Raw genomic sequence first — 25,558 nt, forward strand, 5'->3', positions numbered from 1 at the left:
GGGGCGCCAGCCCCCTGTTGGGTTAAACTTCATTCGGACGCCCGCACGACGCGGATCTCGATCCGGCGGTTGCGCGCGCGCCCCTCCGGCGTGGTATTTCCGGCGAGCGGACGGGTCGCGCCATAGCCTTCGGCGATCAGGCGTTGCGGGTCGACATTGCGGGCCACCAGCGCGTTACGCACGGCCAGCGCCCGGTTACGGCTCAGCGTTTCGTTCTCGTCTTCCGGGCCGGTGGAATCGGTGTGGCCTTCAATGCGCAGCGTGCCGGGGCATTTCCTCACCGCGGCCGCGACGGCATCAAGCAGCGCATTGCTGGAGGCGTCGATGACGGAGCTTGAAGAGTCAAACTCGATGCGCGCATCCATCAGTAAATCGGTCAGTTCCGCCTCACAGGTGACGACTGCATCGTGCGGCAGGATATCGACCGTATCGACTGTGCCGAACGGCATTGACGCAATCGCCTCGCGGCGGACTTCGGCCGCATCGGAATCCGGCAGTTCGCAGCGCAGGCTGAAGCGTCCGTTCTCGAACCCGGCGCGGCCGGTGTCGCACCGGGTGATGGTGTTCACGCCGCGCATCGCCACCTGGATATATCCTTCCGGCGCTTCAACGCCTGTGATGTCCAGCTGGTCGTCGACCCCCGTGATCCGCGGTGGAGAAATCTTGTTGAAGGCATGGCGGACGACCGTGTCTTTCGTTGCCTGGTCAGGCATCGCTCCGTTCAGGGTCAGCACGCCGTGGGACAGGGCGAAATGCCAGGCGGGCGATGCGGCGGCCTCGTCGGTGACATCCTTGAGCGGCGCGACGGCAGAGACCTCCTTCGTCTCCTGGGCGTCCGGCCGGGCCTTGTACGGCCCTTGCGGCACGGTCACGCGCCTCGCCGGTCTGGCCAGGCCGAACGGCGTGGCCGAGGCGGCCTCCTTGGCGATCAGCCGCGCCTTGTGCGCCTCCGCTCCAGACGGCGGTTCCCCCGAAAGACGGACCGATTGTCCGCTGACGGAGGTCCGCGCCCAGTCCACGCCATTGGCGGCCAGCGCCTCGCTGACGGCACGCTTGGTCGCGCTCTGGACGCCAAAAGCAAAAGGACCAAGCGCAATCAGGAACAGCACGCCCAATCCGACCAGCGGGACCAGGCCAAAGGGAATGAAAGGCAGGTGCCCTGTCCTGCGGACAAGCCGGCGCGCCTGCACAACGTGCACGCCTTCTTCCCCGTCGACGGTCTCAAAGCTCACCCCGGCCGCCTCCTTCTGACGCGGAAATTTCTCATGGAATGCGAACACATTAGCCCGGCAAGTTTAGTCGAAACGTTTCGGAGCAACAACATTGCGCATCGGTGCAGGCCCCTCAGGCATGAAGAAAAGCGCTCGCGGGGGGGCCGGGTTCGTGCGGCACACGAATTCCGGCCGGGGTCAGTCCCGCCGGGCGGGAACTGGCCTGCCATGAAACTGGAAAAGACGGGAATGGGGCCTGAACCAGCGAAACGCCGGAATCACCGGCATTTCAGCGGGGCTCGCGGGATTTTCAGGCCGGGTCTTCCGGGAACGGAAGACTGCAGCCGCCCAATGGATGCCTCAGTCGTCAGCGGCGTCCGGCAGCGACTGGTCCATCGTCCGGGCCGGCTGGCAACAGGACGGGCCAGACACGATCTTCGCCGGAACGCCTGCCACGGTGCAGTGCGCCGGCACGTCTTTCAGGACGACCGACCCGGCAGCGACCTTGGCCTCGTCGCCAACATGGATATTGCCCAGCACTTTCGCCCCGACGGAAACCAGCACGCCGCGCCCGATCTTCGGGTGGCGGTCGCCGACTTCCTTGCCGGTGCCGCCAAGGGTCACGCCCTGCAGGATGGAGCAGCCATCGCCGACCACGGTCGTCTCACCGATGGTGATGTCTGTGGCGTGGTCCAGCATCACGCCCCGGCCGATGCGGGCGGCGGGGTGGATGTCGACGCCGAAAAGCTCGGAGCCCCTGGACTGGAAGTGGAAGGCCAGCGTCTCGCGGCCCTCGCGCCACAGCACATTGGCGATGCGATGTGTCTGAAGGGCCTGGAAGCCTTTGAAGAACAGGAAGGGCTGCAGCAGGCCGCGGCACGCCGGGTCGCGCTCCAGAACAGCCATCATGTCGGCCTCGGCCGCATCGACAAGCTCGTCATGGGAGTCGCAGGCATCCGACAGGATATCCCGCACCTGCTGGGTACCGATGGTGGAATCCCCGATCTTTTCGGCCAGGTGATAGGCCAGCGCATCGCACAGCGTGTCGTGGGCCAGGATGGCGGCATTGATATAGCCGGCCAGCGAGGGCTCATCTGCAGCAGCGGCAGCAGCTTCGAAGCGCAAACGCTTCCAGGCGGGCGGCGGGGCGCCGATGTCGGGATTGGTGTCTGGCATTCCGGGTCCCTCTTGCTCAGGGTGTGGGCTTCACATGGGGCAGCTTGCCGCAGGCATCAAGCCCTGCCCCGTTCACAATCCGGTTTACTCGCCGGAGGTCTCCGGTACGGCGGGGCGGTAGCCGAAAAGGCGGCGCACCGGCTTGTAGGTCATGATCCGGAAAATCGCGGGCGTGAAATACAGCGAAAGCAGGGCCGATCCGGCCACGCCGCCGGAGATTCCCGCCGCCAGCGGCAGCCAGAAATTGTCCCCCGACAGGAGGATCGGGATGAAGCCGCCCATCGTCGTCAGCGTCGTCGCCACGATATGGCGCGTGGCGTCCACGACGATCTCGCGCTGGCGGATCACATCGTCGGCCATCGCCCACGGATCTGCCTTCAGCAGGCTCAGCACCACGATCGACGCGTTGATGGATATGCCGAGCAGGCCCAGGCTGCCGACAATGGCGTTGAAGCCCATGGGCAGGTTGAACAGCCACACGCCGAAGAAGGCGAGCCCGATCGACAGGAACCCCGTCGACAGGATCAGCACCATCATGCGGAAGGAGTTGAACACCAGCATGATCGCCCCGGCCATCACGAGGATCAGCGGCACGCCCACGCTGGCGAGGTCCGTCACCGCCTCGGCGGAGTTCTCTGCTTCCCCGCCGACCACGACGCGGTAGCCCGCCGGAACGGTGAAGCCCGTCGCGTCGAGCCGCGCCTGATAATCGGCCAGCACCGGCGCGGGGATCGTGTAGGGTTCGAGATAGGCGAGGATCTGGTTCATGCGCTGCCCATCCCAGCGGGTGATGACCGCCGTCTCCGGATCGAGCGACAGCTGGCCCAGCGCCGACAGCGGCGTGCCGCCCGAGCCTGAGCCAACCGTGGCCGAGCGCAGGTTCGACAGCTCCTGTCGGCGGCTGTCCGGCGCGATGACCATGACCGGCAGCTCCTCGGTGCCTTCAAGGACGGAGCCCGCGCGCACCCCTTCCAGTTCGGCATTGAGGTCGGCCGCAATGTCGGTCAGGCGCTCCCCTGTCAGGGCAGCGGCCGTCTCGTCGGCATCGAGTCTCATGGTCGGTGCACCAAGCTGCAGCGAGGCCACCGTATAGGTCACGCCGGGCGTCTGGGCGAGCACGGCGCGCGTCTCGTCGCCAAGCCGGTTCAGCGTTTCGAAATCATCGCCGAGGATGCGAAATTCGACCGGCGCATCGGCAGGCGGGCCCTGCTCGTAGGGCAACGCCAGGAAGCGGGCCGACGGGAACTCGCTCCGGACCAGCCGCTGCACGTCCGCCACGATCTGGCGTGTACGGAGGTTGTTATCCAGCTGGACCCAACCGGAGGCCAGCCCCTCCACGCCGCGCGTATTGTTGATGGCGTTGTAATAGACCCGCGGCGCCGGTTCCCCCAGAACCCAGGTCACATCCTTCACGCCCTCGAGCGAGCGGATCAGTTCGGTTGCCCGCTGCGTGGCGGCTTCGGTATCGGACAGGCTCGCCTCGGGCGGCAGCTGCAGCGTCAGCTGGAACTGGTCGCGTTCCGTTTGCGGGAAGAACTGGTTCGGCAACTGGCCCGCCAGCCAGAAGCCGAGAAGGGCCGGGGCAATGCCGAGCACAATGCCCAGCGGCGGGAAGCGCAGCACGGCTTCGACCGTCGCCCGGTAACCGTCGGATATGTAGTTGATGGTGATGCCGTCCCGCCACCAGCGGCGCGGACGGGTCGCCTCGCCCCGCTCCCAGCCGCGTGTCCGGTCAAACCAGCCCGCCATGGCCGGGATCACCGTCATCGAAATCAGAAAAGAGGAACAGATTGCAAAGACGACCGACAGGCCGATCATGCCGATAAACTCCCCCGCCGCGCCGGGCAGCATGGCAATCGGCGCAAAGGCCAGCGCCGTGGTCAGCGTGGAGGCGCCGAGCGGCGCAAACAGGTGCTTGAGGCTGCGTTCGATGGCGTCCAGCCGGTTCAGCCCGCGCACCCGCCACTGGTCGAAATCGTCCACCACCACGATGGCATTGTCGATCAGCAGGCCGAGCGAAATGACAAGGCCGGTCACCGACATCTGATGCAGCGGATGGCCGAACACCTTGAACAGGATCAGCACCAGCGCCACCGTCAGCGGCAGGGCCATGCCGACCACGAAGGCAGACCGCCAGCCCATTGTCAGGAACAGCACGCAGAAGACGATCCCGGCCGAGATCAGCAGGTTCTGCGCCAACCCGTTGAGGCGCGCATTCGTATAGGTGCTCTGGTCGAAAATGGTGCGGATGGTCAGGCCCGGCGGCGTATCGCGCGCGAAATCCTCAACCACGGCATGCGCCGTGTCTGCCCATTTGTCCACGCGCTGGCCGGGCGAGATATAAACGCCGATCAGGATCGCCCGGTGCCCATTCTCGAACGCCATGTTCACCGGCGGATCGGCCAGTCCCTTGCGCACGTCCGCGATGTCACCGAGACGCACCGCCGTGCCATCCGCCCGTTGCACGATGGGCACAGACCGCACGCGGGAAATGGAGTCGAACTCCCCGCCGATCTGGAAGCCGACATTGCCGCCCTCGGCGCGCAATCGCCCTGCCGGGGCCTTGGAATCCCCGGCCGCGAGCGCCACGGCCGCCTGCCGGAAAGACAGCCCCGTCGCCGCCAGCGCGTCCGGATCCATGACCACGCGCACTTCTTCCGCCGGCAGGCCGAACGTCTCCGTCAGTTCCGTCCCCGGAAGGCGCTCGAACCGGTCCTGCAGGTCCAGCGCCAGGCGGCGCATCACCGCCATGGGCGGGTCTTCCTCGCTGTCCCAGCGGATGCCGACCACCATGGTTGCGGCGCCGACATATTGCTGTGTCACTTCGGGCGGTGAGACACCTTCAGGAAACTCTCCCTGTGCCTGGCTCACCTTCTGGCGAACCAGCGTCCAGGCATTGTCCACTTCGGTGGCGTTCAGATCCTCGCGCACATTCAGCGAGATCTGGGACACACCCGCACGGGACGTGGAGTGGACCTCTTCCAACTCCGGCAATTCCATCAGCGCCGATTCCAGCGGTTCGGTCACAAGCGCTTCCATCCGCTCGGCGTCGGCGCCCGGCATGAACGCCACGACCGTGCCGTACCGCTCGATCAGCGTCGGGTCTTCCTGGCGGCCCAGCGTGAACATCGCTCCAAGCCCGCCGATCAGCATGATCAGCATGGACAGCACCGTCAGGCGCGGCAGGCGGTAGAAGAGACTGAGCGCCTTGATCATGGCCCGTCAGCCGTCCGAAAGGTCGGCCCGCTGGGACTCGCGGGGCGTCACCGGCATGCCGGGCGTGATACGCTGCAGCCCGTCGACGATGATCCGCTCTCCCGGCTGGATCGGGCCGCGCACATAGGCACGGTCGCCATCGCTGTGCACCATTTCGACCGGACGCGGCACAGCGGTCCAGCCGGTATCGGACGGATCGGCAACATACACCGTCCACAAGCCGCGGGAGGCCGCCGACAGCGCCTTCACCGGAACCCAGAAGCCCGCTTCGCCGACACTGCGGTCCAGCGCCAGCCGCACGACGGCACCGGCTGCGACGGTGTCCGGATTCTCGATGTCGAAGATCGCGCCGACCGTGCGCTGGTTGGCATCGATGACGCCGGTGATATTGCGCAGGCGCGCCGTCACTTCGCCCGTATCGGCGACCAGCGTGTATTCCTTGCCCGGTTCCAGCAACGCCGCACTGGCGGCCGGCAGGCCAAGGCGGGCTTCCAGATGGCTCTTCTCCACCAGTTCCAGGATCGGCTGGCCGGCGGCGGCAATGGCGCCCTCATCGGTCAGGCGCTGGGTCACCACGCCGTTGAACGGGGCCGTGATGGCGGCAAGGTCGATCTGCACGCGGAGCGTGTCGGCCTGCGCCTTGGCGGCCTCGACCCTGGCCAGTGCCGTGTTCGCCTGCGCTTCGGCCTCGTCGACGCGCTGTTGCGAGACATGGCCCTGCAGCTTCAGCTGCCTTTGGCGCTGCACCGTACTGAGGGCCAGGTCATGCGAGGCGCGGGCTTCCTGCACCTGGGCACGGGCCGAGGCGAGTTGTGCCTGCAGGCTGCGCGTGTCGAGTTTCGCCAACAGGTCGCCGGTCTTCACCTGATCACCGACATCGGCACGGATCTCGGCGATGCGTCCGCTGGACGCAAAGCCCAGCATGCTGGTGCGGCGTGCTTCGGCAAGGCCGGTATAGCTTTCCTTCAGGTCGAATGCGTCCGTCGGTTCGACCTTGACGACCGCAACGGTCAGCGGCGCCGGGGCGTCATGGGCGACTTTCGGACCTTCTGCACTCCGCAGGCGCGTGGCGGCGTAGAACAGGCCGGCGCCGAACGCGACGAGCAGCAGCAGGAAGACCAGGCCTTTCAGCACGGTCGGCTTCTTCTCCCTGATCTCATTGCCCTCGTAAGGGTGCGAATGGGTCATCAGCGTGTTCCGTTCTTGTGCGGAGGTTCAGCAGGTACGGCGAGGCCGCGCATGACGATATCTGCATGATACGCGACAAAGTCGCCATCGGTCTGGGTGGGACAGGGCTGGACGTCCGGCAGGATCGGCATGTGGATCATCAGGAGGGCCAGCCCGTGGGACGAGGCCCAGATGGATTTGGCCGTCTTGATCGGCTCCAGCGCCTGGTCAAACACGCCGAGCGCCTGACCGTCTTCGACAAGGTCCACCAGGATCTTGAACGCCTGCCCTTTGGGGGTGGCGATGAAATCTTCCCAGCTGAGCTGCCGGCGCGCCGCCAGTTCCTCCGGCGTCGGGATCGAGGAGAACGCCGCCGCATAATGGTGCGGCCGGGCGGTCGCGGTGGCGACATAGGTGGTGACGCAGGCGCGGGCGCGCTGGTGAAAATCCATATTGGCGGCGGATACCCGGTCCACCTGGTCCAGAAGGCGCTCGAAGAAACTGTCCTTCAGCTCCTCCAGCAGCTCTTCCTTTGACCCGAAATATTTGTAGATCGCCGAGGGAGAGTAATCGATCTCCTCGGCCAGCCGCCGGATCGACAGGCCGCTCTCGCCCTCTTTCGCGAACATGCGCTCGGCTGCCGCAAGGATTGCCTCACGCACCTTGTTGCGCCGGCGCGACGCCGGGGTCTGTTCAAGAGGGTAGTCTGAATCCATGCCGCGACCACGATCATCGTTCAAAAAGTGAACACTGTTCACCAAAATAGACTGCCATCGCCCTCCCGGCAAGCACAGAGTCTGAAAGCCCGCTTTTCGCCCGGTGCAGTTCAATGTAGGGACGTCATATGACGAAAAGGTTTCCTCCCGCCCCGCCGCTCGGTGAACCGATGCTTCCTGTCAGGCCCAGCGCAGAGGCGCGCACCCTGCTTGCCCTGCGCCGGTCGGCCAACAAGCAGTTCATCGGCCCGCCCGGCCCCTCGCCGGACGATCTGGACGAATTGCTGCAGATCGCGGCCCGCGTACCGGATCACCGCAAGCTCGCCCCCTGGCGCTTTGTCGTGTTTGAAGGGGACGCCCGTGCCCGCTTTGGCATTGGCCTGGCGGAGATTCGCGCCGGCCGCGGTGACCCGGAACCGGAAGTCGAAAATGCTCGCAAACTGCTGCTGCGCGCGCCTGTCGTAGTCGCTGTGATTTCCTCACCGGTGGACGATGGCAAAACGCCCGTCTGGGAACAGGAGCTTTCCACCGGCGCGGTCTGCTACAATCTCCTGTTGGCCGCCAATGCCAGCGGCTGGGCCGGGAACTGGCTGTCGGAATGGCCCGCCTTCGATGATGACGCCGGCAAGCTGCTTGGCCTGGAAGACGGCGAACGCGTTGCCGGATTCATTTATCTGGGAACAGCGACCTGCGATCCGCCTGAGCGCCCCCGCGCCGACATGGCAGAGAAAATCACGAGGTGGGAGGGCTGACGCCCTAGCCGCGTCCCCGGTAAGACGCGACGCCGGTGTCCGGCACATACAGCCCCGCAGGCACCTCACCCGACTGCCAGAACACGTCGATCGGGATGCCGCCGCGCGGATACCAGTAGCCGCTGATGCGCAGCCATTTGGCCTCGGTAAACTCGAAGATGCGCTTGCCGATGGAGACGGTGCAGTCCTCGTGGAAGGCGCCATGATTGCGGAAACTGGTGAGGTAGAGCTTCAGGCTCTTGGACTCCACCAGCCAGTCGCCCGGTGCATAGTCGATCACGAGGTGGGCAAAATCCGGCTGGCCGGTCACCGGGCAGAGCGAGGTGAATTCCGGCGCCACAAAGCGCGTCAGGTACAGCGTGCCGGCATGCGGGTTGGGCACGCGCTCCAGCTGAGCCTCTTCCGGGCTTTGCGGTTGCGCGGTGTGTTGGCCGAGCTGGCCGAGGTTCTGGTAGATCGGATTGTCAGACATTTGAAAACAGGGCCGGCACCGGGATGAGATTGAACAGGAGTCCCATGTAAAGCACGTAGCCTGCCAGAAGAAGGCCCCCTTCCCAGCGGGCAATCCGCTTCCCGGTGATGCCGAACAGGAAGAGGAGGAACAGCGACAGGATCACCGCCCCGATATCGGTGGAGCTGACAATGCTTTGCGCGCCCGCCTGCATGGCCTCGCCCGCAATGTCACCGGTGTGGCTCTGCATCACGCTGAACGGGTGCACGAGCGCCGTCACGCCGAGGATCCCGAGGATGTTGAAGATGTTGGAGCCGATAATGTTGCCCATCGCCACATCCGCCTTGCCGGACCGGGCTGCGGCCAGCGAGGTGGCAAGTTCCGGCAGGCTGGTACCGATGGCGACGATTGACATGCCGATCACCGCCTCGCTGACGCCGATATCGCGCGCGATGCCGACAGCGCCGTCGACCATGAACCGGGCGCCGAACACGATGCCTGCCAGCCCGGCGAGCGCAATCAGCAGCCCCTTCACGATGCCATAGGGCGCCTCGACGATCTCGCCTTCGCCGACATGCATCTCGGCCTCGGGCGTGTCGCCTCTCTGGTCCGCGATCAGCGACAGGGCGATGTAGAGGACCAGCACCGTCAGTAGCAGGAAGCCGCTGAGCCGCGTGAATGCGTCCAGCCAGATCAGCCAGCACAGCGCCGCCGTGGCAACGATGACGACTGCGGCGTCCCGTTTCAGGGCGCTCGGATTGGTCAGGATCGGGCGCACCAGCGCCGCCGCGCCCAGCACCAGCAGGATGTTTGCCACATTGGACCCCATCACGTTACCGATGGAGATGCCCACCGCGCCGGTGTCGATCGCACGCAGGCTGGTCACCAGTTCCGGCATCGATGTGCCGCACCCCACCAGGGTCAGCCCGATCACCAGTTCTGATATGTTGAGCTTGCGGGCAACCGCGACCGAACCGCGAACGAGCCCCTCGCCGCCGAAAATCAGCAGGACGAGGCCCGCCACCACCATCAGATAGTCCATTAGGGGCCCTTTCGGAGATCCGGACAAACATAGTTTACGGGCCGCACCGCACAATGGCCTCGTATCAGCGCCATCCACCTAACAGGAAGTTACCGCAGTTCATGCAGGATTCAGGCAATCTCAGCCCCCATATTCACGAGATACAGAGGAATATGGTCCAGAACTCGCATGGTTAAATCGATGGCCAGCCGTCACTTATCTTCCCGCCCGCGTCAGACGGGCACGGGCCTCGCCCGTTGTGCCGCCAGCCTGGCGCTGGCTGGCAGCCTTTCGGCATGCTCGCTGCTGGGTGGAAACGGCGCGAATGGCGGCGTAACCGGGACCGTCTACACGCCGGCCGACCTGGACGGCATCCCCGACAATCTCGCCGACCGCGCGGATTCGGTCCTGCAGACCTATCAGGCCCCGCCTGCCTCCCTGCTGGAGGCCCGGCGCCGGGCTGACCGCGCCGCCGGGACGGTCGAGGAATTCCTCGCCTCCGAAGGCTATCTCGCCGCCCGTGCCGTGCCGCAACGGATCGAACAGTCCACCAGTACGCCCCGGATCGAGATCACCCCCGGCAAACGCTTCCGCATCGCCTCCGTCACGGTGGATTTCGTTGGCGACATCGACGCCGGCACGCGGGAGGAGGTCAACAAGGCCCAAAAGGGTCTGCTGATCGGCGGTCCCGCGCACACCAGTTCCATCGAACGGATGGACGCATTGCTGGTGAGCCATATGAAGAATGCGGGCTACGCCTTTGCCATCAGCGGCGACATCGACGTTCTGGCGTCCCGCGCGGATGCGAACGTCGAGGTCACCTACACGCTGATCCCCGGCCCGCGCGTCAAGCTCGGCGAGCTTGTGCTGCCAGACGAAATCTCCACGCGCCCTCGGGCCGTCCGCGTCATGCGCACCTGGCAGCCGGGCGAGTATTATACGCCGGACAAGATCCGGACGCTGAGAACGCGCCTGCGCTCGTCCGGCCTGTATGACGGGATCGGCATCGAAATATCCGAGACGCCGGACGCGGACGGCACCTATCCGGTCGAGCTGTTGCTGGCGGAATCGAAACCGCGCTCTGTCGGCGTCGGCGCATCGCTGTCCACGACGGAAGGCGCCGGGATCGACACCTATTGGGAGAAGCGCAACATCACGGGCCGCGGCGACAAGGTGCGCGTGGAAGGCGCCGTCGCCAATATCAGCCGCAACCTGACCGCCAAGTACGAACTGCCCAATATCGGCCGCTATGGGCGGACGCTGGATGCGGAAATTGGTGCCCGGCAGCTGGAGACCGATGCCTACGACCTGACCGGCCTGAAAACCGGCGCAACCCTGTCACAGCCGTTCAACAAGAATTTCACCATCTCGGCCGGTGCCTATGTCGATGTAACCCGCACCGTCGAATACGCCCTGACGCGCTCCGGCCCCTCGGACCCGATTGATCAGGTCACCTTCTTCACGCCGCTCAGCGCCACCTACAACACGGTCAAGAACACGCTGGACCCGCAGGACGGCAACCGCCTGTTCCTGACGCTGGAACCCAGTGTCTCCACCGGCACCGTGAATGCCGTCTACACCCGCTATCTGTCCAATGCGACGACCTACCATTCGTTTACGGACAGCCTGGTCGCCGCAGCACGCGTCGAAGCGGGCGGCTTCCTCGGCGATACGGACGTCCCGGCCGACCGCCTCTTCTTCGCAGGCGGTGGTGGCACGGTACGCGGCTATGCCTACCAGTCCCTGTCGCCGCAGAACGCCGATGGCGACTATGTCGGTGGCGAAGCGCTGTTCGATGCGTCGCTTGAACTGCGCTGGCGCAAGTCGAAGCGCTGGGGCTACGCCGCCTTTGTCGACACGGGCGCTGCCGCCGCTGATTTCGGCGAAGTCTTCGGAGACCTGCGCAGCGCCTTCGGTCTTGGCGTGCGCTACTATCCGGGTTTCGGCCCGATCCGGCTCGACATCGCCACGCCGATCAGTCCGCGTGACGGGGACGACCCGGTGCAGGTCTATATCTCCATCGGGCAGGCCTTCTGATGGCAGCCCTGCGGACCTTCCTTGCCCCAATCCGGAAACACCCGTGGCTGACGGCAGCTGCGGCCCTGCTGCTGGCCGTGACGATCGCCGTCATCTCCGCGCGCCTCTGGATCGCCAGCGATGGCGGACGCGCCTGGCTCTTGTCGCAAATCGACGGACGCAAGGCGGGCGCCTATGGCACGATCGACGCCGAAGGCCTTTCCGGTGACCCGCTGGGCAAGATGCATCTGCGCCGCCTGGCCGTGCGCGATGCAGAGGGCGAATGGGTCGTCGCGCAGAACGTGTCGGTTGACTGGGCCCCCATGGCCCTCATCTCCGGCCTCGTTGACGTGAAGGCCCTGTCCGCCGGGGAGCTCAACTTCATCCGCCGCCCAGTGACAGAAGACCAGGCGCCCTCCAGCGGCGGCAGTTCAGACATTCGCATCAAGCTCCGTAGCCTGAGAATTCCCGACCTTGCTTTCCAGGAAGGGTTTGCCGGACCGGAAGCACATTTCGATGTCACCGGCCGGTATGACCAGGCCGGACGCACGCTGGCCGCCCGCCTTGATGCCTCGCCGCGCGACACCGGCAGCGACCGCTTCCTGATCGACCTGCGCCGCGACGACACCGGCCCCTTCAGCCTGGATGCCGACATCAATGGCGCCCCCGGCGGCGTGATCGCAAACCTGATCGGCCTCGACACCGGCACGGGCGTCTCACTGAAGGCAACCGCGTCCGGCACGCCCGAAGCCGCGACCGGCGACGCCACGCTGATCATTGGCGACCAGCCCGCCGCCACCGCGCGGCTGAAGATCAAGGACAAGCGCCTCACCGCCGATGCAGACCTCGACGCCACGCGCCTGCCCATGCTGGGCCGCCAGATCGTGTCGCTGGTCGGCGAGACTGCCAGCATCCGCCTTGAAAGCACCACCGGGCGGCGCGAGGCGCCCTTCGGTCTGGAAACCTCCCTGCGGGCCGGTCAGCTGTCAGTTCGCGGCAACATCGATACGCGCAGCTGGACTCTGACGGAGGCCGCCGACCTGGATGTCGAGGTCGCGGACCTCCAGCCCATTCTGGGTGAACCGGGCCAGCTCTCTTTCATCGGCACGGCCGCGAAGGACCGGGACGACTGGTTGTTGCAAGGCAAGGCCGGACTGAAGGTCAGCGGCGAAAATGCCTTGCCCTTCGAACAGGCCAACGGACCCGTCAAAGTCACCATCGGCCAGCCGGACATCACCTTTTCGGGCGATCTGAAAATCACCCGTCTGCTGGGCCGCATCAGCGCCGCCGCGCCGCTGTTCGGCGAGACGACGCCCCTCCACGTCGAGGGCCGCTATGACCGCGCCGCCCGGCAGGTCGTGTTCGACCAGACAGACGCCGTCCTGTCCAAAGGCCGCGTCGGGGTCGCTGGCACGATCGACCTTGCCGCACAGACGCTCGACCTCTCCGGCACACTCGACACCGCGCTCGACCCGCTGCCCGGCGGCGCGCGCGGCCAGCTGACCGGCCCGTTCTCGGTCACCGGCGCCCTCACCCGGCCGGCCATCGATTTCAGCCTCGCCGCGAGTGAGCTCGCCGGACTGCCGGACCCGCTCGTCCAGCTGACCGGCACGGCCCCGACGCTCAAGGCCTCGCTTCAGGTGAAGCCCGGCGCGCTGAACATTTCGTCTGCGCGGCTGGCTGGCCAGCGGGCGGTCGTCACGGCGGCAGGCAATTGGGCATGGTCAGGCAACAGTGATGTGCGGGCCTCGCTGACACAGTCCGCCCCAGTCAGCGCAGGTGGCTGGGAGGTCACGCTTGGTCATGCGCAAGTCCAGCTTGGTGGCCGTCCGGGCGCCCTTCATTATGACATCGACACCTCCGGCGGCAGCGCAACAGGCGCCGGGCGCCAGGTCGACGACCTCGCCCTCACCGCGAAGCTGACCAGCACCAAAGCGCGCATCTCCGGCCCGCTGACCCTGCGCGCCACCGCGGATGGCGAGGCTGTCTCGGCCGATGCCAACCTCATCCGCGCCGATGGCACCACACAGCTGGCAGACCTGACCGGCACCCTCGGCCCGGGCGCGTTCACCGGCGCCGTAACGCTTGCAGATTCCGGCGATCTGACGGGCGATATCAATGTCGACGGCACCGCCCTGTCCTGGAGCAGCGGCGAGGCCCGCGAGGCCAAAGGCTCAATCCACTTCGAGCGCCAGGACGGCGACCCGCTGGCCCTGGCAGCGGATCTGACGGTCACCGACCTCGCCCTCGGCCCGGGCCGGGGAATTGTGTTCGACAAGGCAAACGCCACGCTGCGCAATGCGCCCGAAGGCTACGATATCCGCGCCCGGTTCATCTCCGAGGTGCCCAACTACCCCACCGACCTGACCTTCATCGCCTCCGCCAGTTTCGGCGCCCCGGCCGCAAACGGCATGTTCGAACTCTCCGGTACGGCGCTCGGCGAACCGATCGCAACCGCCGCACCGGCGCACTGGCGCCTTGGCGAGACACCGGAACTCGACGCCGATGTTTCCCTGCTGAGCGGCCGGATCAAGGCGGGCTTTACCGGGGGCGGCGATGACACCCGTCTCGTCTTCGATGCGACCGGCATCGACCTCAGCCCGGTGCTCGCCCTCTACGAAACGACGACGAACCGCACCCACCTCGAAGGTCATGGCGATATGCAGGTCTTCGGCGCAGACCCGTCCGGCACAATTCACATTGTGGCGGCCAGCGACGTGCCTGGGCTCGATTCCTCTTTCATGATGAACCTCGACGGCACACTGACCCGCAGCGGTCTCTCCCTGGACCTGCGCAGCGACTATGGCGGCCGCCTTGTCCTGAAAGGCGGCGCCGTTGTGCCCGTGACGGCCGAGGCCGGGAAACTGGTCGCGCCGGAACGGACGGCCCCATTGACGGGCCAGGCCAGCCTGACCGGAGACCTTGCCGTACTGCGCACCGCTGCGCTGGCGTTCGGACACGACGTCGGCGGGTCCATCGACGCTTCGGCCAGCCTCTCCGGAACGCTGGAGGCGCCAGAGTATGAAGCCAGCGCCAGCATCCGGGACGGCACCTATGAACTCGGCAGCATGGGCTTCCAGCTGTCAGGCATCACAGCCGATGCCGATTATGACGGAGCGGTCCTCAAAGTGACCGGCAAGGCCGGCGCCCCGGGAGGCGGCACCTTCTCGCTGAACGGACGTCTCGCCGGTGAGGGTACGGACCTCGACGCCGAGTTCCGGAACCTGCTCCTCTTCAATCGGGATGGCGATCATGCCCGCGGCACCGGCAAGCTGGTGCTGACCGACAGCGCCGAGACCCGGCGGCTGTCAGGGGAAGTGACCATCACCCAGGCCCGCTATTCGCTGGACAACCTGCCATCTTCCCGTCCGCACGCGCTGGACGTGCGCTGGACCGACGACCCGCCGCCCGAAGCCGACACCAGCCGCCTGCGCCGGACGCTGGCGCTGGACATCGACATAAATGCCGATCGCCGCGTCTACGTGACCGGACGCGGCCTCGACAGCGAATGGCGGGCGGACCTGAAACTGACCGGCACCCCCGCCGCCCCACGCCTTGATGGCACAACCACACTGGTCCGCGGGGACCTCGACCTCGCCGGCCGGCCTTTCGTGTTCGACTCCGGCACCATCACATTCGACGGCCCCGTGAACCGCGCGCGGATCGACCTGGCCGCCGAACGGTCCGTGAATGACTTTGATGTCCGGGTAAATGTGACCGGCTCACCGGTGAAGCCGGTCATCGAGCTCTCCAGCTCCCCCGACCTGCCGCAGGACGAGATCCTGTCCCGGCTCCTGTTTGGCCGCTCCTCCATGGACCTGTCCGCGCTGGAAGCTGCTCAGCTGGCCAGCACCATTGCCAAACTGTCCGGAAACTCGACCGGATTTGACCCCGCCAGCGAGTTCCAGGCCGCGCTCGGCATCGACCGATTCTCTATCGGAACATCTGAAACTGGCGGTGCTCAAATTGGTGTTGGTCAATATCTGAGCGATGACGTATATCTGGAACTGAAATCTGCAGGTGCCGAGGGCAGCTCTGTCGAGGTCGAATGGCAACCCCGGCCACAGGTTTCCGTAACGTCAGAGACCAATGCCACAGGCGACAGCAAGGTCTCCATCCGGTGGAAAAAGGACTACTGACACTGGGCCGGAATCCCCTGATGTCTCAGCAACTTACAGACGAACTTCCACCTTTAATTGGGGCTCGGCACCCCTAAGGATAATCTCCGTTATTATAGGCGATTAGAGTGCCTATACATACGGTCCAAGAGAATGTAATATTCGCTATCGAACAACCCCTATGGGTGCGTCCTTCAAATTTTTTATAAGCCCTCACATTGCTTCTACACCCTAAGAGAGAAGATTTTGGACTCCGATAATCTGTAAACTTCTGAGGATATTGGACGTGCCATCTCGCCGACAGACTACATCCCGCGCCCCCACCGCAATCGACCAGATGGTGGGTGAAAAAATACGCAAACTTCGCCTCGACAGAAACATGACACTTGCTGAGCTCGGATCCGAACTCGGCATCTCTCATCAGCAATTGCAAAAGTATGAAACCGGCACAAACCGCCTGAGCGCCGGCATGCTTTCGAACGTCGCCGACGTGCTGCGCGTTGATATCACCGACCTGTTCGAAGACGCCAACTCCAACAAGGGCAATGCCCCTGATCCGCTGGAGAAGGCCCGCAATGAATGCCACTCCTGGATCAACCGGGCCAATTCCGTCGACAAGCTCGGCTCCATGGCCCGCGTGCTGAAGGCCCTGTCGGCAGACTGATCCTGCCCTAGTCCTGGAAGTTCTGAACGCCCGGCTTTCGAGTACGCCTAGAAAGTCCGGGTGATCTGGGATTCAGCGCCATGTTTCACCTGATCGGGATGCACAAAAGCATCCCGGAACCAGGCGACCCGGCGTTCGTCGAAAATGGTCCACAGCCAATCCAGCACGGCCTGCCCCTGAGGTAGCCGCCGCACCCGCTCTGTATAAGTCAGCCAGAACTGGATCGGCGCGATCTCCGGCAGGTTCAGCGGCTTCACCCGCTCGTCCACCTCGCCGATATAGGATGGCAGGACAGCAATGCCCCCGCCATGCGCGCAGACCTCGATCATGGCAGCCGCGGAGTTGGTTACCAACGAATAGTCGATCATCTTCTTCAGCTCGGCCACACGCGGCGCCCAGCGCTCGATCTGGTTCACATAGCCTTCGTGAAGGATTGTCTTGTAGCGAAAATATTCGAACAGGCTGTTGGGCAGCTGCTCGCACTCGTTCAGATAAGCGTCGGAGGCGAAGCTCATATAGTGCAGCACGCCCAGCTTTCGGCCGATGATCTCCGGAGATTTGGGCTCGGTGAACTGGATCGCGATATCTGCCTCGCCTTCCAGCAGGTCCGGCACGGCATCCACGACCCGCATGCGCAGCTGGACCTTCGGATTGGCGGCCTGGAACTCCGGCAGGCGCGGCGCGATCCAGTAAGGTCCCAGACCATCCCCCGTGGCCAGCACGATACGCCCCTCGACATCGCGGTCACGATTACCGGCATACTCAAAGACCTCACCGACCGACTCGGCCATGGCGTGGATGTGGCTCAGCGCGATCCGGCCAGCATCGGTCAGCTCAACCCCGCGCGTCGTCCGCACGAGCAGGACCGTGTTCAGGTCTTTTTCCAGCTGGTCTATCTTGCGGCCGATCGTGGGCGCGGATTCCTGGAGACGATGGGCGGCGGCGTTCATGCTGCCGAGTTCCGCCACGATGCGGAATACGCGCATGTTATCCCAATCCATCCGTTCGGTCAGAATAATGCCTTCCGGTTCGCTCACGCTCGTCACCTCTTCCCATTGGAGGGGTGACTACACAGGCAAGCCGCCGCCAGCGCAATACTTTGGCACATGCGATGGGATATTTGGCCACAGGATGCGGTATTTTCCTGCATGGTGCCGGCTGCAGGACTCGAACCCGCGACCCTCTGATTACAAATCAGATGCTCTACCAGCTGAGCTAAGCCGGCCCATGAGGAACCCCGTCACTAATCGGAAGCTCCGCCGGATGCAAGCAGGCGCTCCACACCTGGCAGAGGAAGTACAGTCTTCCGGACTGGCCTGGACCGCTTCCCTGCCCCGGACTTGCCATATTTGCTGCCAGGATTCTCCTGTGAGGCGAGAATGCGGGCCGCCAGAGCCATCCAGACTGATGATTTAAAAGCGCTTTCCCGGCCAATTTCCGGATTCCTTCCAATTTCCTTGGCTCCGCCTCATTCGCCCCGGCAGGTGCACATTTCAGCCGCAAACCGCGCCTATCCCTTTGTTCATGCAAGGGCACAGGAACCGGAAGAGTTCCCAGGGATTGATGGAGCAAGAGATGAGCATGAAGGAGACCGTTATGAAACGCACGCTATTCGCGGCCGCAGGTCTTGGCCTGGTTGGAGCGCTCGCCGCGCTGCCGGCAGTTTCCGACGCACCAAAGCCGCCCCCGGCAGAGCCTGTCTATGTGGCCCGCAAGCCGGTCTGCGAGGACATGAAGCTGTCCATTTACTTCCCGGCCTACGAGACCATGCTGTCCTCCTATTCCGTCCGGGCACTGAATGCTGCCACCAACAGTCTGGATGGCTGCGCCGTCACCGATATCGACGTCTCTGTCGTATCTGAAGAGGCCCACACGGACGCCGAGCTGGCACAATTGTCAGAAGCGCGCGCCGCAGCGGTGCTGCAGGCCCTGTCAGACCGGGGCGTCTCTGCCCCGCGCATCGAGACGAGCTTCCGCAAAGTCAACGCCAATGCGGCGTCGGCTGAGGTGCCTGTGGAGCCGATGGCCCGCCGCGTGGATCTCAATCTGGACGTAAAGCCTGTTTACGGCCTCTGAGGCCGATTTCCCCTCCCCCTCCAAAACGGTGCAGGTCAGATCACCGCGCCTGCACCGTCGACTGCCCCGGACCGGCCCTGCCGTTCCGGGGCTTTTCTTGACGCCCGGAGTCGCCAAGACACTGTCGTGACGAAGGTTTTTGTCTGCTCCGTTTCTTTCAATTCCTGCAGTCCGCGTTAAAAGACAGGCTCCGCGCGGCTGGAAGGCCTCGAATCGCGGTCCTGAAGGCACAAAACGGAAAAGACTGACATCCCATGACGCAACCCCGGCGCATCCTCGTCACCTCTGCCCTGCCGTATATCAACGGCGTCAAGCATCTCGGCAATCTGGCCGGGTCGATGCTTCCGGCTGACGTGTATTCCCGGGTGATGCGCCTCCTCGGCCACGATGTGACCTATATCTGCGCCACGGACGAACATGGCACCCCCGCGGAACTCGCAGCGCAGGCCGCTGGCGTCAGCGTGCAGGATTATTGTGACGAACAGTATGAAATCCAGCGTGCCGCCGGCGAAGGCTTCAGCCTGGCCTTCGACTGGTTCGGCCGCACGTCTCGTCCGGCAAACCACAAGGTTACCCAGCATCTTGCCCAGGCGCTGGAAAAGCAGGGCCTCATCGAGGAGCGGACATCCCAGCAGGTCTACTCAGTGGACGATGGCCGCTTCCTGCCGGACCGCTATGTCGAAGGCACCTGCCCGACCTGCGGCTTTGAAAAAGCCCGCGGCGACCAATGCGATAATTGCGGACGCCTGTTGGACCCCGTCGACCTGATCGATCCGTACTCGTCGGTTTCAGGAAGCCGGAACATCGAGATCCGCGATACCAACCACCTCTACCTGCTCCAAGGCCAGATGCAGGACCGCATTCGCGAATGGGTGAACAGCAAGGGCGCCCAGTGGCCGAGCCTTGCGGTCTCCATCGCCAACAAATGGCTGGACGAAGGCCTGATCGCGCGTGCCATCACACGTGACCTGAGCTGGGGCGTGAAAGTAACGGATGCGGACGGCAACCCGCGTCCCGGTTATGAAGACAAGGTCTTCTATGTCTGGTTCGATGCGCCGATCGGCTACATCTCCGCGACGCAGGAATGGGCAGAGGCAACCGGCAATGACTGGGAAAGCCTCTGGAAGACAGACAAGGGCGCCGACGAAGTCGAGTATGTCCAGTTCATGGGCAAGGACAATGTCGCATTCCACACCGTATCGTTCCCGGTGACGCTACTTGGCTGCGGCGAGCCGTGGAAGACGGTCGACAAGCTGAAAGCCTTCAACTGGGTCACCTGGTATGGCGGCAAGTTCTCAACGTCCAACAAGCGCGGCGTGTTCATGGATCAGGCGCTGGACCTGCTGCCGGCGGACTATTGGCGCTGGTATCTGATCGCCAACGCGCCGGAAGGCTCCGACGCGGCGTTCACATGGGAAGGCTTCCAAAGCGCCGTCAATTCCGACCTCGCCAACGTGCTCGGCAATTTCGTGAACCGGATTACCAAGTACACCGCTTCAAAATTCGATGGACAGGTGCCGGATGCCGGCACGCCGGGCGACGCTGAAGCGTGGATGGTCAATGAGCTGAAAGAGCGCCTGCCCCGCCTGATCGAACATTACGAAACGATGGAGTTCCGCAAGGCCGCTGCCGAAACGCGCGCCATCTGGGCTGCAGGGAACGAGTATCTCACCAAGGCCGAGCCGTGGGTGAAGTACAAATCGGATGTCGATGCGGCAGCCATTGGTGTGCGCGCGGGCCTCAACCTGGCGGCGCTGTTCGGCATCATCGCCCAGCCCATCATACCGGGCGCCGCGAAGAAGATTCTCGACGCATTGAACATCCCGGAAGAGAACCGGAACTTCCCGGCGGCAGATGCTGACTTTGCCGCCCTGCTGGATGCCCTGCCGCATGGCATGGCCATCTCACCGCCTGAAGTCCTTTTCCAGAAGATCGAAGACGCCCAGGTTGCCGAATGGGCTGAGCGCTTCGGCGGTGGCAAGGAAGACTAGAGCCTTTCAGCAAAGGCAAATCGGACCTAGGCGTCGGGCGGGGTCTCAGGCTCCGCTTCGTCCCGCAAGTCTTCCCGGAGGCTGCGCAGCCGTTCCCGGTAGTGTTCTGCGTCTCCATATTCGGTGAACTCCGCATAGCGCGCGTGCCTGCCGATCACACGGCGCGCCTGCTTGATCGGGCACCAGTATTGTTCCGTGCGCGCAGCAACTTCGCGGACATAGGCGATCACGCCGTTCGCGTAGGAGCAATAGGCGCAATTCAGCTTCTCCATCGCATTCAGGTAAGCGAGGCTTTTCCGGTCGAACACCAGATAGTCGCGGCGCCTGACCTGAGGAATGCCATACACCCGGAAGCAAATGGCCTGGTAGAGCGACACCCAGAGATCCAGGACCACAAAGACCACGATCAGGGAATATATGACCGGCGCGGTTACCACGACCCAGAAACGCGCGCTCAACAGGTATGGGATCAGCGCCTTCCGCAGCTCATGGTGCCGGCGGACCACTTCCTGATCGAACAGGATGCGGCCGCGTTCCATGCCATACCGGAACCCCGCCCGTTTTTTGGCAAATTCCGCTTCGAGCTCCAGTTCAAGCTCATGAATCTTTCCAAGTATCCGGTCTGTGTGGTCCGACATGTTTTCCCGATGCTCCCGAAACGCTGGTGGTTATGATCAGGACCGCACCGGTCACGACCGCCTGAATAATACTGACAGATTGTTTGATGGCATCTGAATCACCGGCTTGAGCCGGAGCCCTTCCCGGGACGCCAGCGGAACGAGATCGAGGTCCAGGTCACGCACGCCCCAGGCCGGGTCGCGCGATTGGAGGTTCTCGCTGAACGCAGCATTCGACGGGGCGATGTCACCATTCCGGGCGTAGGGGCCATAGAGGAACAAGTGCCCGCCTGGCTTCAGCAGTCGTCCGGCGCCTCGCAACAGGCCCTCGGTCGCAGCGAAGGGCGAAATGTGGACCATGTTCACGGAGACAATCAGGTCCCACGCCTTGCCTTCAACCTCTCCCCAGTTGTCCGATGAGGCGTCGATGGCCAAGGGCCCGGACAGGCGGTCATGTTCGGCCGCGCCGCGCCAGGCTTGCTGGCTGATGCGGCCCGCCGGATCGATATCGGAATAGGTCCAGTGCAGCTCGGGAAAGGCATCGGTCAGAAACGCGCCGTGCTCGCCGGTACCGGATGCGATCTCCAGCACCTGCCCGCTGGTCAGCCCCTGCGCGGCAAACACATCGCGGACGGGTTCGCGGTTACGTGCGGTCGAGGGCGCGTAACGGCGGCCATCGCCGCCATCTTCGCGAGGCTCCAGCGCGACTGGCTTCTCGTCAGCCATTCGCCTTCTCGAAATCGTACATCTCTGTCGTCACAGTCGCCTGCCCAATCCTATTGTAGCGCGGGCCGACCGCCCGTTCCGGCGCGAAGTGCGCATCAAGGCGCGCAACCTGTTCCGGCGTCAGCGTTACCTCTGCCGCGCGGTGGTTTTCTTCCAGATGTTTCAGGTTCGTCGTGCCGGGAATCGGCAGCACGTTCGGGCCCTTTGCCAGCGTCCAGGCAATGGCGAGCTGGGCGACGGAACAACCGGCCTCCTCTGCCATGGCTTTTGCCTCAGCCAGCAGGGGCAGGTTGCCCGAATAGTACTCCGGCCTGAAGCGCGGAAATGCGCGGACGCGCATGTCCGTTTCATGGAAATTTGCGGGGTCCGCAGGCGGGTCCGCGAGGAAGCCGCGGCCAACCGGCGAGAAAGCCACCAGCGCCGTGCCCAGTTCTTCGCAGGCCTGCATGACGGCGATCTCGGGGTTGCGAACCCAAAGCGAATATTCAGACTGCATCGCCGCGATGGGATGGACTGCTGCGCCGCGGCGCAGGTCCTCCGCCCCCATTTCCGACAGGCCCGCAAACCGGATCTTGCCTTCGGATACAAGGTCCGCCAGTGCGCCGACTGAGTCTTCGATGGGCACATTCGGATCCGGCCGGTGCAGATAATAGAGGTCGATCACATCTGTTTTCAGACGCTTCAGGCTCGCTTCGCACGCGGCCTTGATGGCCTCGGGCCGGCCATCCAGCACACGCTCGCCATCGCGGACGTCCAGCACGCACTTGCTGGCCAGGAAATATTCCTGGCGCCGGTGGCCGAGCGCCTCGCCGATCAGCTCTTCACTTCGGCCAACACCATAGATCGTCGCGGTGTCGAGAAAGTCGTAGCCAAGGTCGAGCGACCGGGTGAGGAGCGCCTTCGCCTCATCCTCCGGAAGCGGCGGCCCATAGGCATGACAAATGTTCATGCAGCCAAGGCCAACCGGGTAAACCTCCCGGTCTCCGATCTTGCGACGTTGTACGCCCATTCGATTATCCCCGTGGTGTGAACTGCTCCCGCAATTCGTTTTTCAGGATCTTGCCGTTTGCATTGCGCGGCAGCGGTTCTTCCTTGAAATGGATCTCGACCGGCACCTTGAACGCGGCCAGCTGATTGGCGACATGGGCGCGCAGCTCATCCTCGCTCACGCTCATACCGGGCTTCAGCTGCACGACCGCGCCGACTTCCTCGCCCAGCACCTTGTGCGGAATGCCGACGACGGCAGCGTCCATCACGGCCGGGTGGTCGTAGAGGGCGCTTTCCACTTCGATGCTGTAGATGTTCTCGCCGCCGCGGATCAGCATGTCTTTCGCGCGGTCGACCAGGTAGAGGAAGCCTTCCTCGTCGAGGCGGGCTAGGTCACCCGTCACGACCCAGCCATTGCGGAACGTCTCCGCGGTGGCATCCGGACGGTTCCAGTAAAGCTTGCAGTTCGATGGGCTCTTGCACCACAGTTCGCCGACTTCCCCTTCAGCAACGGGATTGCCCTCCGGGTCGCAGATTTTCAGCTCCACGGCAGACGGCGGCGCGCCTGCGCTGGTCGGACGGTTCACATAGTCTTCGCCAATGTTCAGCGTCACCGTCGCGCAGGTCTCTGTCATGCCCCAGCCATTGCCGGGCGCGGCATTCGGCAGGCGGCGCTTGATTGTGGAAACAAGTTCCGGTGCAGACGGCGCCCCGCCATAGGAGACCACCTCGATCGAGGACAGGTCGTACTTTTCGCGATCCGGATGTTCCAGCACCTGCCAGGCGATCGCCGGCACACCGCCAACGCTGGTGATGCGTTCACGTTCGATGATCGGCAGCGCCTCCCCGGCGTCCCATTTGTACATCGTCACGATCTTGTCGCCGCGCAGGGCGGTCGGGATCAGGATCGCGAAGGACCCGGTAGCGTGGAAGAACGGGATCGACATCAGCGTTGCCCGCGTCACTTCAGGATCCGGCTCCGGCACCGGCTCACCTTTGCGCAGGTACATCCGCGCCGTACAGGTCAGCGAGTTGAACATGTTCGCGATGACGGCGCGGTGGGTCGCAAGCGCCCCTTTCGGCTTACCCGTCGTGCCCGACGTGTACATGATTGTGGCGTCGTCATCCGGGCCGACATCGACGTTCGGCATGCCAAGCTCCGGCAGGTCCGCCCAGGAATTGGCCGGACCGATCGCTTCTTCCATTGTGGAGACGCACGGATGATTGTGCTCGTCACCCGGGTCGCGTGCGATGATCACGTGCTTCAGGTCCGGCAGGTCTTCCATATGTTCGTGGATGCGTTCGAAGATCTGCGGATCGACGACCGCTGCCTTCACGCCCGCAAAGGACAGGCCGTACTGCAGCTCCTCTCCGGTCCACCAGGAATTCATCGGCGTCGCGATGGCGCCCAGGCTCAGCGCCGCATAGAAGGCAACCGGCCACTGCGGATAGTTCCGCATGACCACGGCCACGCGGTCCCCCTTGGTGACGCCATACGTGTCGCGCAGCGTGGCGGCGAAATTCTCCACCGCGCGCAGCATCGCCTTATAGGTGACGCGCTCATCCTGGTAGACGATGTAGTCCCGGTCCGGATGCGTCATGGCCGCCAGGAACAGGATCGAATGGATGTTCGGCGGCGCGTTCGTGTAGCCCTTGGACGGGACGCCATCCACAACCGTGTCTTCCACCTCGACCGGAGAACCTGGGGCCGCAAGGGCGGCGTTGGCCTCGGCGATGGACATGGCGGGCCAATTGGGGGGAAGCAGCTCTGATGACATGGGTTTCCTCGGGAAGGTTATATGGTTCGCGCCACACAACCACGCCGAGGGCCGGGTTTGAAGAGGCCGCAAGGCCGCGGTTCAGGGATTCTGGCACCTTACCTTACGGCAGGAACTGCAGAAATATCCCTGAATCGCGCTTGCGAGCTGCAATAGATACTACAGTCTACGTCTGGTTATTTCCCGAAGTCGCAGAAACGGAGCTCGTGATAGGTTCCGTCCGGCTCGGTCAGGTCATAGGTCCGGCCCGTCAGGGCATCGTCCTCGCAGAGGTAACCGATCTGGTACATGGCCAGCAGCGCCTCATTGTCCGGCGTCAGGTCATTGGCCAGCATCAGGTCGATGGCGTCGTCATGGCGGCCCAGTTCCATCAGGATGTTGAATTTCTGCGTCCGGGTCGTTTCCGGCTGAGCGAGGAGCGCGTTCAGTGACGTCGCCTTGCCGCGGGCGCTGTCCAGCATGGAGGCGGCCGCCGTGCTCCACTCGGTATCACTGTAGTCGGCCAGGATTTCCTCGAAGTCCTCAATCGCGCCCATTGTGTCGTAGCCATGTTCGCCAAGACGCAGTTCGCCGCGGCGATAAAGCACTTCCGCCAGCTCATCGCGGTTGAGCGACGGGTTGCCCGTCAACTGGGTCAGCCGGTCAATCGCGGCCTGTGTGTTGCCAGCGGTCACCAGTTCTTCGACGGTCTGCATCGCCAGTTCATAGGGCGACACCTCGATCGTGGTGGAAACGGCGACAGCCGTTTCGGCTTCCGGGGTGGGCGTCGAACTACAGGCGGCCAGGACAAGGGCGGATGCGGCGGCGGCGAGGCTGAGGCGAATCATGATCGGAAGCTCCGTACAGGCAAGGTTGAGGCAATGGCGTTGTTGTTA

The 25,558-nt window shown here is 64.1% G+C and carries 19 protein-coding genes and 1 tRNA gene; 6 read left to right on the forward strand and 14 right to left on the reverse strand.

Annotated features, from left to right (window positions below; translation table 11 throughout):
• Positions 1 to 29: 29 nt before the first annotated feature.
• From HAD_RS18180 to HAD_RS14855, 5 genes are all read right to left on the reverse strand, one after another.
• Positions 30 to 1,232, reverse strand: a complete 1,203-nt coding sequence (locus HAD_RS18180; RefSeq protein ID WP_156942301.1) for an OmpA family protein — start codon at positions 1,230 to 1,232, stop codon at positions 30 to 32.
• A gap of 339 nt (positions 1,233 to 1,571) precedes the next feature.
• A complete protein-coding gene (cysE, locus tag HAD_RS14840) occupies positions 1,572 to 2,387 on the reverse strand; it encodes a serine O-acetyltransferase (protein ID WP_035573127.1) in 816 nt (271 codons plus the stop codon).
• Positions 2,388 to 2,471: 84 nt separating this feature from the next.
• The gene (locus tag HAD_RS14845) at positions 2,472 to 5,603 is read right to left on the reverse strand and encodes an efflux RND transporter permease subunit (protein WP_035573129.1); all 3,132 of its coding nucleotides are present in this window, start codon (positions 5,601 to 5,603) and stop codon (positions 2,472 to 2,474) included.
• 6 nt (positions 5,604 to 5,609) lie between these two features.
• Positions 5,610 to 6,791 carry an efflux RND transporter periplasmic adaptor subunit gene (locus HAD_RS14850; protein ID WP_035573131.1) on the reverse strand — a complete coding sequence of 394 codons (1,182 nt, stop codon included), beginning with the start codon at positions 6,789 to 6,791 and terminating at the stop codon, positions 5,610 to 5,612.
• Positions 6,791 to 7,486 (reverse strand): TetR/AcrR family transcriptional regulator, encoded by a 696-nt coding sequence (locus HAD_RS14855; protein ID WP_035573675.1) that lies wholly within the window; start codon positions 7,484 to 7,486, stop codon positions 6,791 to 6,793. Before HAD_RS14855 ends, HAD_RS14850 begins: the two co-directional genes overlap by 1 nt.
• A gap of 128 nt (positions 7,487 to 7,614) precedes the next feature.
• On the opposite strand from HAD_RS14855, the gene HAD_RS14860 reads away from it, so the two are divergent.
• Positions 7,615 to 8,238: a nitroreductase family protein gene (locus tag HAD_RS14860; protein ID WP_084331995.1), complete on the forward strand. Its 624-nt coding sequence runs from the start codon at positions 7,615 to 7,617 to the stop codon at positions 8,236 to 8,238.
• Positions 8,239 to 8,242: 4 nt separating this feature from the next.
• Here HAD_RS14860 and queF read toward each other — a convergent pair whose 3' ends face one another.
• On the reverse strand, positions 8,243 to 8,710 hold the full coding sequence (gene queF, locus HAD_RS14865; protein WP_035573133.1) for a preQ(1) synthase: 468 nt from the start codon (positions 8,708 to 8,710) through the stop codon (positions 8,243 to 8,245).
• Positions 8,703 to 9,731 (reverse strand): calcium/sodium antiporter, encoded by a 1,029-nt coding sequence (locus HAD_RS14870; RefSeq protein ID WP_035573135.1) that lies wholly within the window; start codon positions 9,729 to 9,731, stop codon positions 8,703 to 8,705. The genes queF and HAD_RS14870 overlap by 8 nt, the downstream gene beginning before the upstream one ends.
• Positions 9,732 to 9,899: 168 nt before the next feature.
• Between HAD_RS14870 and HAD_RS14875 the strand changes: the two genes are divergently transcribed.
• The 3 genes from HAD_RS14875 (at position 9,900) to HAD_RS18185 (ending at position 16,508) form a co-directional block, all read left to right on the forward strand.
• Positions 9,900 to 11,747 carry an autotransporter assembly complex protein TamA gene (locus tag HAD_RS14875; RefSeq protein ID WP_084331996.1) on the forward strand — a complete coding sequence of 616 codons (1,848 nt, stop codon included), beginning with the start codon at positions 9,900 to 9,902 and terminating at the stop codon, positions 11,745 to 11,747.
• Positions 11,747 to 15,865 carry a translocation/assembly module TamB domain-containing protein gene (locus HAD_RS14880; protein WP_035573139.1) on the forward strand — a complete coding sequence of 1,373 codons (4,119 nt, stop codon included), beginning with the start codon at positions 11,747 to 11,749 and terminating at the stop codon, positions 15,863 to 15,865. Before HAD_RS14875 ends, HAD_RS14880 begins: the two co-directional genes overlap by 1 nt.
• Positions 15,866 to 16,181: 316 nt before the next feature.
• On the forward strand, positions 16,182 to 16,508 hold the full coding sequence (locus tag HAD_RS18185) for a helix-turn-helix domain-containing protein (protein ID WP_051596353.1): 327 nt from the start codon (positions 16,182 to 16,184) through the stop codon (positions 16,506 to 16,508).
• A gap of 47 nt (positions 16,509 to 16,555) precedes the next feature.
• On the opposite strand, the gene HAD_RS14890 is transcribed toward HAD_RS18185, so the two are convergent.
• Positions 16,556 to 17,545, reverse strand: coding sequence for a LysR family transcriptional regulator (locus HAD_RS14890; protein ID WP_035573141.1), 990 nt, complete (start codon positions 17,543 to 17,545; stop codon positions 16,556 to 16,558).
• A gap of 112 nt (positions 17,546 to 17,657) precedes the next feature.
• Positions 17,658 to 17,733: transfer RNA gene (locus tag HAD_RS14895), tRNA-Thr, on the reverse strand.
• A 371-nt stretch (positions 17,734 to 18,104) separates the two neighbouring features.
• Between HAD_RS14895 and HAD_RS14900 the strand changes: the two genes are divergently transcribed.
• Together HAD_RS14900 and metG are read left to right on the forward strand one after the other, a co-directional pair.
• Positions 18,105 to 18,584: an OmpA family protein gene (locus HAD_RS14900; protein WP_156942303.1), complete on the forward strand. Its 480-nt coding sequence runs from the start codon at positions 18,105 to 18,107 to the stop codon at positions 18,582 to 18,584.
• Positions 18,585 to 18,838: 254 nt separating this feature from the next.
• Positions 18,839 to 20,575, forward strand: a complete 1,737-nt coding sequence (metG, locus tag HAD_RS14905) for a methionine--tRNA ligase (RefSeq protein WP_035573145.1) — start codon at positions 18,839 to 18,841, stop codon at positions 20,573 to 20,575.
• Between the two features lie 26 nt (positions 20,576 to 20,601).
• On the opposite strand, the gene HAD_RS14910 is transcribed toward metG, so the two are convergent.
• The 5 genes from HAD_RS14910 to HAD_RS14930 all read right to left on the reverse strand — a co-directional run bounded on the left by HAD_RS14910 (position 20,602) and on the right by HAD_RS14930 (position 25,510).
• The gene (locus HAD_RS14910) at positions 20,602 to 21,213 is read right to left on the reverse strand and encodes a hypothetical protein (protein WP_035573147.1); all 612 of its coding nucleotides are present in this window, start codon (positions 21,211 to 21,213) and stop codon (positions 20,602 to 20,604) included.
• Positions 21,214 to 21,264: 51 nt separating this feature from the next.
• Positions 21,265 to 21,918, reverse strand: a complete 654-nt coding sequence (locus HAD_RS14915) for a DUF938 domain-containing protein (RefSeq protein WP_051596354.1) — start codon at positions 21,916 to 21,918, stop codon at positions 21,265 to 21,267.
• A complete protein-coding gene (locus tag HAD_RS14920; protein WP_035573148.1) occupies positions 21,911 to 22,927 on the reverse strand; it encodes an aldo/keto reductase in 1,017 nt (338 codons plus the stop codon). The genes HAD_RS14915 and HAD_RS14920 overlap by 8 nt, the downstream gene beginning before the upstream one ends.
• Positions 22,928 to 22,931: 4 nt before the next feature.
• Positions 22,932 to 24,683: a class I adenylate-forming enzyme family protein gene (locus HAD_RS14925; RefSeq protein ID WP_035573150.1), complete on the reverse strand. Its 1,752-nt coding sequence runs from the start codon at positions 24,681 to 24,683 to the stop codon at positions 22,932 to 22,934.
• A gap of 176 nt (positions 24,684 to 24,859) precedes the next feature.
• Complete coding sequence (locus tag HAD_RS14930; RefSeq protein WP_035573152.1) at positions 24,860 to 25,510, reverse strand: hypothetical protein; 651 nt, start codon at positions 25,508 to 25,510, stop codon at positions 24,860 to 24,862.
• Between the last annotated feature and the right edge of the window lie 48 nt (positions 25,511 to 25,558).

This window comes from Hyphomonas adhaerens MHS-3 (genome assembly GCF_000685235.1).
In the GTDB taxonomy this organism is placed as follows: Bacteria; Pseudomonadota; Alphaproteobacteria; order Caulobacterales; family Hyphomonadaceae; genus Hyphomonas; species Hyphomonas adhaerens.